Raw genomic sequence first — 14,510 nt, 5'->3', positions numbered from 1 at the left:
CTCGTCCGGGAGCCGTTCGGGGCGGCCCCGCTCGCTAGGATGAAGCCGCGCCCCGTCGGTCCGGGCGCGGCATCCGGAGGGAGTGGGCCGCCATGGCAGACGAGGGGCACGCTCCGGCGTCCGGGGAGGCTCCGGCCCGCCGCCGCGGCCAGGGCGAGCTGGAGGCACAGGTCCTGGCGGTGCTCCAGCAGGCGCCCGGCCCGGCCACCGCGGGGTGGGTCCAGGAACGCCTGGACGGTGACCTGGCGTACACCACGGTGATGACCATCCTGTCCCGGCTGCACGCCAAGAACGCCGTCTCCCGGAGCCGTTCCGGCCGCTCCTACCTCTGGCAGGCCTCCGCCGACGCCGCCGGGCTGGCCGCGCTGCGGATGCGCCGGATGCTCGACGGCGAGGCGGACCGCGACGCCGTCCTGGCCAGCTTCGTCAGCGCGCTGCTGCCGCACGACGAGGAGCTCCTGCGGGCGCTGCTGGACGCCGCCTCCGCCGATCCGGCAGCGGCCGACCGCGAGAGCTGACCCGTGGGCCTCTTCGTCTTCCTCCCGCTCGTCCTGCCGCTGACCGCGGTGCCGATCGCCCGGCTCACCGAACAGCACCTGCACCCGCGCGGCGCGACCCGGCTGCTGACCGCGATCAGCGCCGTGATGGCGGTGTGCAGCGTGCTCTGCCTCGGGCTGATCGGTGTCGTCGGCACCGCGCAGATCCCCGGCAACCCGCTGCCGGACAGCTGGTCCGACCCGGAGGTGCGGCAGGCGCTGCCGTACCACGAGACGGTCGGCACGGCGGCGATGTGGCTGCTGGCGGCGGTCGGCCTGGCCTGCGCCCGGACCCTCGGGCGGCACCTGCGGGTCCGCGCCCGGGCCCGGCGGGCGCTGGCCGGGCTGCCCCACGGCCCGGCCGGGGCGGACGACCTCGCGGTGCTGCCGGACGCGAGCCCCTACGCCTACGCGCTGCCCGGCTCGCCCGGGCGCGTGGTGGTCTCCACCGGCATGCTGGACGGCCTGGCCGAGGACGAGCGCGCGGCGCTGCTCGCGCACGAGCGGGCGCACCTGCGCCACCGGCACCACCGCTACCTGCTGGCCACCCAGCTCGCCGGCTGCGTCAACCCCTTCCTGCGGCCGCTGCAAGCCGCGGTGGCGTTCAGCGCCGAGCGCTGGGCGGACGAGGAGTCGGCGCAGGCGGTGGGGGACCGGCGGGTCACCGCGCGGGCGGTCGCCCGGGCCGCGCTGGTCTCGCACACCGTGCCGGCGCCCGGCTTCGCGGCCTTCGCCGCCCCGGCCGCCGCGCCCGGCCCGGTGCCGCGCCGGGTGGCGGCGCTGCTCGGCCCGGTGCCGACGGCCCGCAACTGGCCGCCCGCCAAGACCCCGGCAGGCCTGGCCGCGATGGTCGCCGCGGTCGGTACGGCGGCCTCGGCGCTGTGCGCGCTGAACGCGGCGGTGGCCCTGCTGGTGGTGCTGAAGGCCGTCACCCCGCTCTGAGCCGGCGGCTCAGGCCCCGGACCGTTCGAGGCTCTCCCGGAGCTTGCGGAACTCCCCGGCCAGCGCGTCCAGGGTGTAGTGGGCGTTGAGCCCGCTCGGATTGGGCAGCACCCACACCTCGGTGTCGCCGATGCCCTCCGGCTGGCGTCCGATCACGACCTGCCGCCGGTCGAAGGCCGTCCGGTAGGCGCCGATGCCGAGCACCGCCAGGACCGCCGGCCGCAGCCGCAGCACCCGCTCGACGAGCGCCGCGCCGCCCGTGCGCAGTTCCTCGGCGGTGAGCTCGTCCGCCTTGGCGGTGGTGCGCGGGGCGACGTTGGTGATGCCGAGGCCGAGCGCGAGCAGCTCGCCCTGTTCGTCGGGCCGCAGCCGGCGCTCGGTGAAGCCGGAGAGGTGCAGGGCGGGCCAGAAGCGGTTGCCGGGGCGGGCGAAGTGGTGGCCGGTGGCGCCGGACCACAGGCCCGGGTTGATGCCGCAGAACAGCACCCGCAGGCCCGGTCCGATGACGTCCGGGATGGTGGTGTCCTGGGCGGCCCGCAGTTGCTCGGGAGTGGGCCTCATGGGCGGCCGGGTCGGCTGCTCGGGGGTGGTCCTGGTCGGCGGCTGGTTCGGCGGGGGCTGCGCGTTCACGCGGCCAAGTCTGCCGTGGCCGAGGCCCGCACCGTACGGCGGTCGCGCAGCCACCGCAGCCCGAAGACCGCCACGGCCGCGTACGTCCAGCCGGCGAGGACGTCCACGATGAAGTGCTCGGCGCCGTAGACCAGGGTGAACGCCATCGCGAGCGGATAGGCGACCAGCAGCGCCCGCAGCCAGGGCCGGGCGGTCGGCCAGAAGAAGAACAGCAGCATCGCCGGGTAGGCGGAGTGCAACGAGGGCATCGCGGCGACGTCGTTGGCGAACTGGCTGCCGTTCTCCAGCAGCGAGTCGGCCTGCGGCAGGCCGAGGGCGGAGATGGTCTCCCAGACCACCCGGTGCAGCGGCGGGAGGTTGCCCTGCTGGGCGACCAGCCACGGCGGGTCGGCCGGGTAGAGCAGGTAGGTCGCGAAGCCGGCGAAGGTGAGCGTGAAGTAGCAGGCGAGCAGCTGCCGGAAGCGGTGGTGGGCGCGCCGCCAGAGCACCGCGAGCAGCACGAAGACCACGAGGAAGTGCGAGAGGTACACGGCCGTCACCGCGTAGTCGTACCAGTGCGGTGAGCCGGGCGTGAGGAGCGCCTGCTGGAGCCGTACCGTCCAGGTCCCGCCGAGTCCGAGCAGTTCGTCGGCGCGCAGCTGGGGCAGCCAGTGCGGGGCCCACGGGGTGTGCGCGCCGTAGCCGCGCAGCAGCGAGTACGCCCAGACCACGGCCATGACCGGCACCCAGTCGCGCAGCACCAGCAGGAAACCGCGCCAGCCGTGCCCGCTGTGCACGGCGGCGGTGAGCAGCGCGCCGATCAGCCAGAGGAACACCACGTCGTTGGCGAAGGCCATGCCCTGGGTGCTGACGAACCAGACGAGGGCGGTCAGGTAGACCGGCCACGCCAGCAGCCGCAGTCTCGCCAGCCCGCCGCGGCGGTGGCGATCGGTCAGGGGGCGCAGTCGCCCGGCCCGCGCCGGTGACGGTGGGGCCGGGCTGAGCAGCTTGGTCATGCTCACCGAAACTAGCAACGGAAACTTGAAGGACCCTGGGTGAACGATGACCGGCTCGTAAGAAAGACCCACGGTTGGGTCAATACGCCCGGTGCCGGCCCTTCGCGAAGATTGTCCGGAGGCGGACGCACGCCCCGCTCCGTCGGCGGGAGCGGAGCGACGGCGGGGAACGGAACCGGGCTCCGGCCGTGACCGGACGCGCACGGGCACCGGTGCGGGTGGGGGCGCGGGCACCGGCGCGGGCACGGAATCGTAAATTCCGCGCCCACTGTCAGTGCCGTGGGACACCATGACCAGCATGTCCTATGAACTCCAGGCCCTGATAGGCACGTTGGAGCTGCTGACGGTGGCGGCGGCGGAGGTCCCCGCGGCCCGGGTGGTGCCGTTGGCGCAGGGGCTGGCCCTGATCCCGGTCACCTCCGCCGTGCTGGCCTCGCTCCAGGGTGACGACGCCGTGGCCAAGGCCGGCGGCGGGACGGGCTTCGGGTGGCACTCGGACGGCTTCGAACTGCGGCTCGCCGCCTGGTCGAAGGCCGGGCCGATCGCCTGCGTCGAGGCCGAGTACTCCGGTGGGAGCGGCACCCAGCGCGCCGCCGTCTGGGAGGACGGGCGGGTGGCCCTCGGCCCGCTCACCGGCGGAGGAAACGAGTGGGGCCCCGAAGGCAACCCGATCTCCCGGGCGCTGCGATGGCTCGGCGCGGACGTCACCGCGGGCCGGGTGGACGAGTTCGACGCGGTCGGACTGGCCGCGCACCGCAGCACGGGCGACTGGGCCGAGGCCTGAGGGCGTGCCACCGGACGACGCGCCACCGGACGGCGTACGTGCGGTGGCTGTGGGTGAGCGCGCGGCCGCACGGTGTGAAGCAGGAGACCTCCTGATCCGCACCGAGAGGAAGCAGTACCATGCGTGCCACCCGGATGGGCCCCGTACTGACCGCAGCGATCGCGCTGGCCATGATCGCGACAGCATCCGCCGGCGCCGCAGGCGTCGCGGCAGCGGTCCCACGTACCCCCGCCCCCGTCGTTCCCTCCGCGCCGAACACCCTGCCGGTCGCCCTTCCCGGCGTCCTCCCGGTCGCCGTCCCGGCGCTGCCGAGCACCCTCCCGGCGGCCGACCCCTCCCTCCCGACCGTCCCGACCCTCCCGACGCTCCCCGACCTTCCGGCCCTGCCCAGCACCCCCGCCGTCCCCACGGTCCCCGCCGGTCAGGACCCGACCGCGGCCCTCGGAGCGGTCGACGACCTCGTCAAGCTGATCACCGACCTGCTGTCGACGCTGACTTCGGCGCTCCCCGACTCCGGCGTCATCCAGCAGCTGATCGCCAGCCTGGAGGCCATCCTCCAGGGCCTGCTCGGCCAGCTGTCCACGTCGTCGTCCGCGACCACGCCGACCGCGCCCCAGGCTCCCGGCGCCACGAACACGACCGCGACCACGACCAAGTCCGCGGACCCGGCCGCCGTCGCGAACCTCCGGCAGCAGCTCGAGGCCCTGCGCGCCCAGGCGCAGGCGCTGGCCGCCGCCCACCCCCGCCCCGCCGCCGGCTGATCCGGCCGCGGACATCGAACGGCCCCGCCCCGAACCCGGGAGCGGGGCCGTTCGATGCGCGTCCGTCCGTCTGCGGCACACATCCGTACGCCGCGTCCGTCCGTACGCCGACACGTCCGATCGCCGTCCGACCGTCCGACCGTCCGACCGGCCGTCCGACCGACCGGCCGTCCGATCCGGCCGCCCGGACGGGCGTCAGCGGTAGTTCACGAACTGGATCGCGAAGTCCAGGTCCTTGCCCTTGAGCAGGGCCTGGACGGCCTGGAGGTCGTCGCGGCTCTTCGAGCTGACGCGCAGCTCGTCGCCCTGGACCTGGGCCTTGACGCCCTTCGGGCCCTCGTCCCGGATGATCTTCGCGACCTTCTTGGCATCCTCCGTGGAGATGCCCTCCTTCACGTTGGCGAAGATCTTGTACTCCTTGCCGGAGAGCTGGGGCTCGCCGGCGTCCAGAGCCTTCAGCGACAGACCGCGCTTGATGAACTTCGTCTGCAGCACGTCGAGGATGGCCCGGACGCGCTCCTCGCCGTTGGCCTTCATCTCGATCTTCTCGCCGGAGCGGCTGATCTCGCCGCCGACGCCCTTGAAGTCGAAACGGGTGGCGATCTCGCGGGAGGTCTGGTTGATCGCGTTGTCGACCTCCTGCCACTCGACCTTCGAGACGATGTCGAAACTGGAGTCGGCCATGGGTGTTGGTCTCCTTGATGCTCTGGCTTCACTGGCACGGCCCGCCTCACCGGACGACCGCCGCCCCAGCCTATCCAGCGCCACCCGGGCACTGCCCGCGACAGCCGCGCGGCGCTCCTTGATCGTCGGGCGCCCTATCGAGTGGCGAACCACCCCCTGGCATCAGGTATGGTTTACCACGTCGAACGGGGCAGCCCCCCGGGCGGCGAACATCCTGGCTGGTTGCCCGAGCGGCCAAAGGGAGCAGACTGTAAATCTGTCGCGAAAGCTACGCAGGTTCGAACCCTGCACCAGCCACAGGATAGAGAACAGGCCCTGATCTGCGGAAACGCGGATCAGGGCCTGTTCTGTTTTCCCTGCGCGACATGGGCGCAGGTTATTGCGCATTGCTTGCAATTACGGGGAGCAGGCAGCAGAGTGGGTGGTCCGGGGGTGGGAGTCCTTCTGCTGAGCTGATCGTCTTCCCAACCGGCGCCCGCCGGGACAACGGCTCGCCCACCCCCGCCAGCAGTCCAGGCCGTCGTGCGGTCCACGGGCCCCGGCGCGACCGCCTCGCGCCGGGGCCCGACGCATGTCCGGACGCCTTCTCGCTCCGGCCCACCCCCACTGCGTCGGCCCACCCCGGCCGCACCCCGGGTCGGCTCGAGAGGCCGGTCCCCGGGAACCAGCCTTCGGCCGCCCTCGGCCGCCCGTGTTCGGCGGCGGCCTCGCCCGGGCGCGGTGCGCGTCAAGGCCCCGTCAAGGCCGGGCCGTCACCCGTATGGAGGGCGTCAGGGGCTCCCGTACGCGCCCTTGACGGCTGATTTGCTGCCTCTGCCGGCCGTCCGCCGGTGCCGCGGAGTCCTCCGGTCCCGTCCGCGGCATCTCCCGAAACCACGCTGGTGGAGCCCATGTCCGATCTCATCTACGTCGGTGTCACGGTCGCCGTGTTCGCCGTCATCGCCCTGATCGCGAGGGGGGTGGAGAAGCTGTGAGCGCCGAGAACGTCGCAGGTCTGGTCGTGGCCGTCGCTCTCGTCGGCTACCTCGTCGTCGCGCTGATCTACCCGGAGAAGTTCTGACATGAGCTCCACTCTCGCGGGCTGGCTGCAGGCCCTCGCCCTCGTCGGCGCGCTGGTCCTGTGCTACCGCCCCCTGGGCGACTACATCGCCCGGATCCTGACCACCTCGAAGCACCTCAGAGTCGAGCGCGGCATCTACAGGGTGATCGGTGTCGACGGGGACGCCGATCAGCGGTGGTCGGTGTACCTGCGCTCGGTGCTGGCCTTCTCGGCGGTCTCCGTCCTCTTCCTGTACGGCCTGGTCCGCCTCCAGGGCTACCTGCTGCTGAACCTGGGTGTCCCGCAGATGGCCGGCCACCAGGCCTGGAACACCGCGATCTCCTTCGTCACCAACACCAACTGGCAGTCCTACGCCGGCGAGTCCGCGACGGGCCACCTGGTGCAGATGGCGGGCCTGGCGGTGCAGAACTTCGTCTCCGCGGCCGTCGGCATCGCCGTCGTGGCGGCGCTGATCCGCGGGTTCACCCGCAACCGGACGGACCGGCTGGGCAACTTCTGGGTCGACCTGGTGCGGATCAACCTGCGCCTGCTGTTGCCGATCTCGATCGTGTTCGCGCTCGTGCTGGTGGCGAACGGTGTGATCCAGAACTTCCACGGCTTCCACGAGGTGGCCGACCTCGCGGGCGGCGTGCAGAGGATCCCGGGCGGCCCCGTGGCCTCGCAGGAGGTCATCAAGGAGCTCGGCACCAACGGCGGCGGGTTCTTCAACGCCAACTCGGCGCACCCCTTCGAGAACCCGACCGGCTTCACCAACTGGCTGGAGATCTTCCTGATCCTGCTGATCCCGTTCGCGCTGCCGCGGACCTTCGGCCGGATGGTGGGCGACAACCGCCAGGGCTACGCCATCGCGTCCGTCATGGCGCTCTTCTGGGTCGCCTCGGTGGCGCTGATCACCTTCTTCGAGTCGCAGCACCACGGCGGCGCGCTGCAGGCCGCGGGCGCGGCGATGGAGGGCAAGGAGCAGCGCTTCGGCATCGCCGCCAGTTCGCTGTTCGCGGCGTCGACGACGCTGACCTCGACGGGTGCGGTGGACTCCTTCCACGACTCGTTCTCGCCGCTGGGCGGCGGTGTGACGGTCTTCAACATGATGCTGGGCGAGATCGCGCCGGGCGGTGTGGGTTCGGGCCTGTACGGGATGCTCGTGCTGGCGATCGTGGCGGTGTTCGTGGCCGGTCTGATGGTCGGGCGCACCCCGGAGTACCTGGGCAAGAAGCTCGGCGGGCGGGAGATGAAGTTCGCCTCGCTGTACATCCTGACCACGCCGGCGATCGTGCTGGTGGGTACGGGTGCGGCGATGGCGCTGCCGGGTGAGCGGGCCGGGATGCTGAACTCGGGCGCCCACGGCTTCTCGGAGGTGCTGTACGCCTTCACCTCCGCCGCCAACAACAACGGTTCGGCGTTCGCGGGCATCACCGTCAACACCGACTGGTACGACACGGCGCTCGGTCTGGCGATGGTGTTCGGCCGCTTCCTGCCGATGGTGTTCGTGCTGGCGCTGGCCGGTTCCCTGGCACAGCAGCAGCCGGTCCCGGCCACCCCGGGCACCCTGCCCACTCACAAGCCGCTGTTCGTGGGGCTGCTGTCGGGCGTCGTCCTGATCGTCGTCGGCCTCACCTACTTCCCGGCCCTGGCTCTCGGGCCGATCGCGGAAGGTCTCTCCTGATGTCCACCTCCACGCTCAACCCCGCACCGGCCGACGAGGCCGAGACCGCCGCCATGCCGCACAGAGTCTCCAGCGGTCTGCTCGACCCGAAGCTGATCGTCTCCTCGCTGCCGGACGCCGTGCGCAAGCTCGACCCCCGGGTGATGGTCAAGAACCCGGTCATGTTCGTGGTCGAGGTCGGCTCGGTGGTCACCACCGTCTCCGCGATCGCCGACCCGTCGGTGTTCGCCTGGGCGATCACCGTGTGGCTCTGGCTCACCACGGTGTTCGCCAACCTGGCGGAGGCCGTCGCCGAGGGCCGCGGCAAGGCGCAGGCCGACACCCTGCGCAAGACCAAGACCGAGACCAAGGCCCGTCGCCTGCTGGACTGGCCGAAGAGCCAGGCCGAGGAGGAGGTGCCCGGTACCGCGTTGCGGCTCGGTGACCACGTCGTCGTGGAGGCCGGACAGATCATCCCGGGCGACGGCGACGTCGTCGAGGGCGTCGCCTCGGTGGACGAGTCGGCGATCACCGGTGAGTCCGCGCCGGTCATCCGGGAGTCCGGCGGCGACCGCAGCGCCGTCACCGGCGGCACGAAGGTGCTGTCCGACCGGATCGTGGTGAAGATCGCCTCGGAGCCCGGCAAGTCGTTCATCGACCGGATGATCGCCCTGGTCGAGGGCGCCGCCCGGCAGAAGACGCCGAACGAGATCGCGCTCAACATCCTGCTGGCCTCGCTGACCATCGTCTTCCTGGTCGCGGTCGTCACGCTCCAGCCGATGGCCACCTACGCGGGCGCCCCGCAGTCGATGATCGTCCTGGTCGCCCTGATCGTGGCGCTGATCCCGACCACCATCGGCGCGCTGCTCTCCGCGATCGGCATCGCCGGCATGGACCGGCTGGTGCAGCGCAACGTGCTGGCGATGTCCGGGCGCGCCGTCGAGGCCGCCGGCGACGTCAACACCCTGCTGCTCGACAAGACCGGCACCATCACCCTGGGCAACCGCCAGGCCGCCGAGTTCCTCTCGGTGAGCGGCGTCTCCACGGACGAGCTGGCCGGCGCGGCCCAGCTGTCCTCCCTCGCGGACGAGACGCCGGAGGGCCGCTCGATCGTGGTCCTGGCCAAGACCGCGTACGGCCTGCGGGCCCGCGCCCAGGGCGAGTTGGCCCATGCCACATGGGTCCCGTTCACCGCCCAGACCCGGATGTCGGGCGTCGACCTCGACGAGGCCGACGGGCTCCACCAGGTCCGCAAGGGCGCGGCCGCCGCCGTGTCCAACTGGGTCACCGGGAACGGCGGCCGGGTCACCGACGAGGTGTCCACCCTGGTCGACGGCATCTCCGCCGCGGGCGGCACCCCGCTCGTGGTGGCGACGAAGGTCGGCGACGCCCCCGCCCGCGTCCTCGGCGTCATCCACCTCAAGGACGTCGTCAAGGAGGGCATGCGCGAGCGCTTCGACGAGCTGCGCCGGATGGGCATCAAGACCATCATGATCACGGGCGACAACCCGCTGACCGCCAGGGCGATCGCGGAGGAGGCCGGCGTGGACGACTTCCTCGCCGAGGCCACGCCCGAGGACAAGATGGCCCTGATCAAGAAGGAGCAGGAGGGCGGCAAGCTGGTCGCGATGACCGGCGACGGCACCAACGACGCCCCCGCGCTCGCCCAGGCCGACGTCGGTGTCGCGATGAACACCGGGACCATGGCGGCCAAGGAGGCCGGCAACATGGTCGACCTCGACTCCAACCCGACCAAGCTGATCGAGATCGTGGAGATCGGCAAGCAGCTGCTCATCACCCGCGGCGCGCTGACCACCTTCTCCATCGCCAACGACGTGGCCAAGTACTTCGCGATCATCCCCGCGATGTTCGCCGGGGTCTACCCGGGCCTGAGCCACCTCAACGTCATGGGCCTGCACAGCCCCCAGTCCGCGATCACCTCGGCGATCGTCTTCAACGCCCTGGTCATCATCGGCCTCATCCCGCTCGCCCTGCGCGGCGTGAAGTACCGCCCTGCGGACGCCAGTTCACTGCTCCGGCGCAACATCGGGGTGTACGGCTTCGGCGGGCTGGTGGTGCCGTTCGTCGGCATCAAGCTGATCGACCTGATCGTCCAGTTCATCCCCGGCCTCGGCTGACGCGGGGAAGGAGAGGAACACCATGTCCAAGCCCCTGCCGACGACCGTCCGCACCCACGTCACCGCGCTGCGCGCGCTGGTGGTGCTCACGGTGATCCTCGGGATCGCCTACCCGCTGCTGGTCACCGGGATCAGCCAGGTCGCGTTCAGTGACAAGGCCAACGGCTCGATGGTGAAGGCCGACGGCAAGGAGGTCGGTTCCAGCCTGCTCGGCCAGAACTTCGACCTGCCCAAGGCCAACCCGGACGACCCGAAGGAGGAGCCCAAGCCGGACCCGAAGTGGTTCCAGCCCCGGCCCTCCGCCAACAACTACGCCGGCGACAACTCGGGCGCCTCCAACCAGGGCCCGAACAGCGACGACCTGCTGAAGGCCGTCAACGACCGCCGCGCCGCCGTCGCCGCGTTCGACGGCGTCGACCCGGCGAGCGTGCCGGCCGACGCGCTGACCGCCTCCGGCTCCGGCCTCGACCCGCACATCTCGGTCGCCTACGCCAAGGAGCAGGTCAACCGGGTCGCCAGGGAGCGCAACCTGCCGGCCGACAAGCTGGACCAGCTGATCGCCAGGTACACCGAAGGCCGCTCGCTCGGCTTCCTCGGCCAGGAGGGCGTCAACGTCGTCCTCCTCAACAGGGCGCTCGACGAGCAGAAGTGACCGGGACAGCCGAGAACAGCCGAGGGAAGGATTCAGCAGTGGCACCACGGCGAATCCGAGGGTGACCGGTCCGGCCCGGCGCGGGAGGATGCCTCCCGCGCCGGGTCGGCCATCCCCGCACGCGCACGCGCACGCACCACCCGGCCGTCACCTCACGATGATGGAAAGAGCAGCGCCCATGGCCCGCGACCTCACCCCCGGCACCGTGCACCGCCGCGGCCGGCTGAGGGTGTACCTCGGTTCCGCCCCGGGGGTCGGCAAGACCTACCGGATGCTGGACGAGGCCCGGCGCAGACAGCAGCGCGGGGCCGACGTCGTGGTCGGCTACATCGAGTGCCACGGGCGCCGCCACACCGAGGGCATGCTGGCCGGCCTGGAGGTCCTGCCGAGGGCCCGCCGCTCCTACCGGGACGCCGAATTCGAGGAGATGGACCTCGACGCTGTGCTCGCCCGCCGCCCTTCCGTGGTGCTGGTCGACGAACTGGCGCACACCAACATCCCCGGCGGCCGCAACGCCAAGCGCTGGCAGGACGTCGAGGAACTGCTCGCCGCCGGGATCGACGTCATCACCACCGTCAACGTCCAGCACCTGGAATCGCTGAACGACGTCGTCCAGAAGATCACCGGCATCCCGCAGCGCGAGACCGTCCCGGACGAGGTCGTCCGCCGGGCCGACCAGATCGAACTCGTCGACATGGCCCCGCAGGCGCTGCGCCGCCGCATGGCCCACGGCAACGTCTACAAAGCGGAGAAGGTGGACGCCGCGCTCTCCAACTACTTCCGGGTCGGCAACCTCACCGCCCTGCGCGAACTCGCCCTGCTGTGGGTCGCCGGGCGGGTCGACGAGGGCCTGCGCGACTACCGGGCCGACCACAGGATCGACCGGGTCTGGGAGACCCGCGAACGCGTCGTGGTCGCCCTCACCGGCGGCCCGGAAGGCGAGACGATCATCCGCCGCGCCGCCCGGATCGCCGACCGCACCGCCGGCGGCGACCTGCTGGCCGTCCACGTCTCCCGCAGCGACGGACTGGCCGGCGCCTCCTCCGGCGCCCTCGCCCAGCAACGGCAGCTGGTCGAGTCCCTCGGCGGCAGCTACCACGTGGTCGTCGGCGACGACATCCCCACCGCGCTGCTCGCCTTCGCCCGCGCCCACGACGCCACCCAACTGGTGCTGGGCACCAGCCGCCGCGGCCGGATCAACCGCTTCCTCACCGGCCCCGGCACCGGGCAGACCACCGTCGACGCCTCCGAGGACATCGACGTCCACATGGTCACCCACGAGTTCACCGGCCGCGGCCGGCTGCCCGCGCTCGGCCGCCGCCACTCCAGGCGCCGCACCGTCGTCGGCTACCTCGCCGGGTTCGTGCTGCCCTGGCTGCTCACCGCCGTGCTCTCCCAGGCGCACGCCACCGTCAACCTCACCACCGACGCGCTGATCTTCCAGCTCGGCGTGGTCATCGTCGCCCTGCTCGGCGGCGCCGTGTCCGCGCTGCTGGCCGCCCTCATCGCCTCGGTGCTGCTGAACTACTACTTCATCCCGCCGGTGCACAGCCTGACCATCGGCGAGACCAACAACATCGTCGCCCTGGTGGTGTTCGCCGCCATCGCGCTCACCGTCTCCACCGTGGTCGACCACGCCGGCCGGCTCACCACCCGGGCCGCCCGGGCCACCGCCGAGGCGGAGACCCTCTCCACCCTGGCCGGCAGCGTGCTGCGCGGCGCCGACGCGCTGCCCGCCCTGATGGAGAAGTCCCGCACGGCCTTCGGCATGCGGACCGTCGCACTGCTCTCCCGCACCGGCGGCGAGGTGCTCGCCCACAGCGAGGACGAACACCCGGACGACGGCGACGGACCGACCGAGACCACCGAGGTCCCGGTCGGCGCCGACGCCCTGCTGGTCCTCACCGGCCGCCGGCTCCCAGCCGCCGACCAGCGCGTGCTCACCGCCTTCGCCGCCCACGTCGGCGCCGCCCTGGAACGCGAGCGGCTGGCCGTGGCCGCCGCCGAGGTCGAGCCGATCAAGGCCGCCGACCGGATGCGCACCGCCCTGCTCGCCGCCGTCAGCCACGACCTGCGCACCCCGCTCGCCGCCGCCCGCGCCTCGGTCGGCTCACTGCGCAGCCCGGACGTCGAGTTCTCCCCCGAGGACCAGTCCGAACTCCTCGCCACCGCCGACGAGTCGCTGGCCAAGCTCACCCGCCTGGTCGACAACCTGCTCGACATGAGCCGCCTCCAGGCCGGCGCCCTCACCCTCCACCTCACCGAGACCCACCTGGACGAGATCCTGCCCAGGGCACTCGACAGCCTCCCCGACCCGTACGGCCGGACCGGGTCGGCGGACCTCACCGTCGACCTGGAGGAGGGCGCCCCGCCGGTGCTCGCCGACCCGCCCCTGCTGGAACGCGTCCTCGCCAACGTGATCACCAACGCGCTGCGCCACAACGCGCCGGGCGCACCCGTCGTGGTCACCGCCAGCCATCACGCCGACCTGGTCGAGATCCGGGTGATCGACCGCGGCCCGGGCATCGCCCGCGAGGACCGGGACCGGGTCTTCCTGCCCTTCCAGCGGCTCGGCGATACCGACAACACCACCGGCGTCGGCCTCGGCCTCGCCCTCTCCCGCGGCCTCGCCGAGGCCATGGGCGGCAGCCTGGAGGTCGAGGACACCCCCGGGGGCGGCACCACCATGCTGCTCACCCTGCCCGCCGCCACCGAGCTGGCCGCACCCGCGGAGGAGCCGCCGAACCATGAGTGACCGCGACGACCGCGACGCCCAGGACTGCCGCGATGCCGGGGACGGCCGGGACGGCGGGGACGGCCAGGACGGCCGGGACCGCGGAGGCACCCGGGAGCCTCGAGGCACCCGGGACGGCCGGGAGGCGCCGGACGAGCGGACGGCCGACCAGCGGTGCGTCCTGATCGTCGACGACGAGCCCGCCCTGCTGCGCACCCTGCGGATCAACCTCAGCGCCCGCCAGTACGCCGTCCGCACCGCCGCCACCGGCGGCGAGGCGCTCGACCGGGCAGCGCGCTCCGCCCCCGACGCCGTCCTGCTCGACCTCGGACTGCCCGACATCGACGGCATGGACGTGCTGCGCGGGCTGCGCACCCGCAGCGCGGTGCCGATCATCGTGCTCTCCGGCCGGACCGACGCCGCCGACCGGATCGGTGCCCTGGACGCGGGCGCCGACGACTTCCTCGTCAAGCCGTTCCTGATGGACGAGCTGCTGGCCCGGCTGCGCGCGGTGCTCCGGCGCCGGTCGAGCGGCGCCCCGCTGGGCCGGCCGGTGATCGGCGACCACACCGTCGACCTCGCGGCCACCACGGTGACGGGGCCGGGCGGCCCGGTGCGGCTCACCCCGACCGAGTGGCGGATCCTCGGCCTGCTGCTCGCCAACCCCGGCCGACTGGTGCCCGGGCGGCAGATCCTGCGCGAGGTCTGGGGCCCGGCCCAGGAGACGCGCGGCAACTACCTGCGGGTCTACCTGGCCGGGCTCCGCCGCAAGTTGGAGCGCGACCCGGCCCGCCCGCGCCATCTGATCACGGAGCCGGGAATCGGATACCGCTACGTGCCCTGAGGCGTCAACGGCCCGTCAACATCGCCCGCCGCGGCGACAGGAGGGCGTCAAGGGCGGCCCGGTACGGTGTTCCGTGGGCGTAGCGTCGGAGCCGAACGAGCGGTCCTG

Annotated in this window: 13 protein-coding genes and 1 tRNA gene; 11 read left to right on the top strand and 3 right to left on the bottom strand. The window is 72.5% G+C overall.

Features of this window, described 5'->3' with window-relative positions; genetic code table 11:
* The first annotated feature begins 92 nt into the window (after window positions 1–92).
* Both ACGF07_RS27125 and ACGF07_RS27120 read left to right on the top strand, forming a co-directional pair.
* Window positions 93–518 carry a BlaI/MecI/CopY family transcriptional regulator gene (locus tag ACGF07_RS27125; protein ID WP_350744265.1) on the top strand — a complete coding sequence of 142 codons (426 nt, stop codon included), beginning with the start codon at window positions 93–95 and terminating at the stop codon, window positions 516–518.
* Window positions 519–521: 3 nt separating this feature from the next.
* Window positions 522–1,478 carry a M48 family metalloprotease gene (locus ACGF07_RS27120; RefSeq protein ID WP_350744266.1) on the top strand — a complete coding sequence of 319 codons (957 nt, stop codon included), beginning with the start codon at window positions 522–524 and terminating at the stop codon, window positions 1,476–1,478.
* Window positions 1,479–1,487: 9 nt separating this feature from the next.
* Here ACGF07_RS27120 and mug read toward each other — a convergent pair whose 3' ends face one another.
* Together mug and ACGF07_RS27110 are read right to left on the bottom strand one after the other, a co-directional pair.
* Entirely contained in the window at window positions 1,488–2,039 is a 552-nt protein-coding gene (mug, locus tag ACGF07_RS27115; protein WP_350744271.1) for a G/U mismatch-specific DNA glycosylase, read from the bottom strand.
* 65 nt (window positions 2,040–2,104) lie between these two features.
* A complete protein-coding gene (locus ACGF07_RS27110; RefSeq protein WP_350744267.1) occupies window positions 2,105–3,103 on the bottom strand; it encodes a phosphatase PAP2 family protein in 999 nt (332 codons plus the stop codon).
* A 298-nt stretch (window positions 3,104–3,401) separates the two neighbouring features.
* Here ACGF07_RS27110 and ACGF07_RS27105 point away from each other — a divergent pair, with 298 nt between their 5' ends.
* Together ACGF07_RS27105 and ACGF07_RS27100 are read left to right on the top strand one after the other, a co-directional pair.
* Window positions 3,402–3,887, top strand: coding sequence for a hypothetical protein (locus tag ACGF07_RS27105; RefSeq protein WP_392902812.1), 486 nt, complete (start codon window positions 3,402–3,404; stop codon window positions 3,885–3,887).
* A 119-nt stretch (window positions 3,888–4,006) separates the two neighbouring features.
* Entirely contained in the window at window positions 4,007–4,648 is a 642-nt protein-coding gene (locus ACGF07_RS27100) for a hypothetical protein (RefSeq protein ID WP_392902809.1), read from the top strand.
* 195 nt (window positions 4,649–4,843) lie between these two features.
* Here the strand turns inward: ACGF07_RS27100 and ACGF07_RS27095 are convergent, their stop codons facing one another.
* Window positions 4,844–5,332, bottom strand: a complete 489-nt coding sequence (locus tag ACGF07_RS27095) for a YajQ family cyclic di-GMP-binding protein (protein ID WP_350749226.1) — start codon at window positions 5,330–5,332, stop codon at window positions 4,844–4,846.
* Between the two features lie 216 nt (window positions 5,333–5,548).
* Here ACGF07_RS27095 and ACGF07_RS27090 point away from each other — a divergent pair.
* The 7 genes from ACGF07_RS27090 (at window position 5,549) to ACGF07_RS27060 (ending at window position 14,402) form a co-directional block, all read left to right on the top strand.
* A tRNA-Tyr gene (locus ACGF07_RS27090) sits at window positions 5,549–5,629 on the top strand.
* A gap of 673 nt (window positions 5,630–6,302) precedes the next feature.
* Entirely contained in the window at window positions 6,303–6,392 is a 90-nt protein-coding gene (gene kdpF / locus ACGF07_RS27085) for a K(+)-transporting ATPase subunit F (RefSeq protein WP_350749223.1), read from the top strand.
* Between the two features lies 1 nt (window position 6,393).
* On the top strand, window positions 6,394–8,055 hold the full coding sequence (kdpA, locus tag ACGF07_RS27080; protein ID WP_392902806.1) for a potassium-transporting ATPase subunit KdpA: 1,662 nt from the start codon (window positions 6,394–6,396) through the stop codon (window positions 8,053–8,055).
* Complete coding sequence (gene kdpB / locus ACGF07_RS27075; protein ID WP_392902804.1) at window positions 8,055–10,172, top strand: potassium-transporting ATPase subunit KdpB; 2,118 nt, start codon at window positions 8,055–8,057, stop codon at window positions 10,170–10,172. Before kdpA ends, kdpB begins: the two co-directional genes overlap by 1 nt.
* Window positions 10,173–10,194: 22 nt before the next feature.
* Window positions 10,195–10,824, top strand: a complete 630-nt coding sequence (gene kdpC / locus ACGF07_RS27070; protein ID WP_392902801.1) for a potassium-transporting ATPase subunit KdpC — start codon at window positions 10,195–10,197, stop codon at window positions 10,822–10,824.
* 178 nt (window positions 10,825–11,002) lie between these two features.
* Entirely contained in the window at window positions 11,003–13,579 is a 2,577-nt protein-coding gene (locus ACGF07_RS27065; RefSeq protein WP_392902799.1) for an ATP-binding protein, read from the top strand.
* Window positions 13,572–14,402, top strand: a complete 831-nt coding sequence (locus ACGF07_RS27060) for a response regulator (protein ID WP_392902797.1) — start codon at window positions 13,572–13,574, stop codon at window positions 14,400–14,402. Before ACGF07_RS27065 ends, ACGF07_RS27060 begins: the two co-directional genes overlap by 8 nt.
* The last annotated feature ends 108 nt before the right edge of the window (window positions 14,403–14,510 follow it).

This window comes from Kitasatospora sp. NPDC048194, assembly GCF_043202455.1.
GTDB lineage: Bacteria > Actinomycetota > Actinomycetes > Streptomycetales > Streptomycetaceae > Kitasatospora.
The sequence above is the reverse complement of the archived record's forward strand: the minus strand, read 5'-3'. Positions and strand labels throughout refer to the sequence as shown.

Excerpts from the sequence above, each read along its gene's own strand:
- ACGF07_RS27125 (WP_350744265.1), top strand. The coding sequence starts at position 93 with ATGGCAGACGAGGGGCACGCTCCGGCGTCCGGGGAGGCTCCGGCCCGC.
- mug (WP_350744271.1), bottom strand. The coding sequence starts at position 2,039 with ATGAGGCCCACTCCCGAGCAACTGCGGGCCGCCCAGGACACCACCATC.
- ACGF07_RS27110 (WP_350744267.1), bottom strand. The coding sequence starts at position 3,103 with ATGACCAAGCTGCTCAGCCCGGCCCCACCGTCACCGGCGCGGGCCGGG.
- ACGF07_RS27105 (WP_392902812.1), top strand. The coding sequence starts at position 3,402 with ATGTCCTATGAACTCCAGGCCCTGATAGGCACGTTGGAGCTGCTGACG.
- ACGF07_RS27100 (WP_392902809.1), top strand. The coding sequence starts at position 4,007 with ATGCGTGCCACCCGGATGGGCCCCGTACTGACCGCAGCGATCGCGCTG.
- ACGF07_RS27095 (WP_350749226.1), bottom strand. The coding sequence starts at position 5,332 with ATGGCCGACTCCAGTTTCGACATCGTCTCGAAGGTCGAGTGGCAGGAG.
- kdpA (WP_392902806.1), top strand. The coding sequence starts at position 6,394 with ATGAGCTCCACTCTCGCGGGCTGGCTGCAGGCCCTCGCCCTCGTCGGC.
- kdpB (WP_392902804.1), top strand. The coding sequence starts at position 8,055 with ATGTCCACCTCCACGCTCAACCCCGCACCGGCCGACGAGGCCGAGACC.
- kdpC (WP_392902801.1), top strand. The coding sequence starts at position 10,195 with ATGTCCAAGCCCCTGCCGACGACCGTCCGCACCCACGTCACCGCGCTG.
- ACGF07_RS27065 (WP_392902799.1), top strand. The coding sequence starts at position 11,003 with ATGGCCCGCGACCTCACCCCCGGCACCGTGCACCGCCGCGGCCGGCTG.
- ACGF07_RS27060 (WP_392902797.1), top strand. The coding sequence starts at position 13,572 with ATGAGTGACCGCGACGACCGCGACGCCCAGGACTGCCGCGATGCCGGG.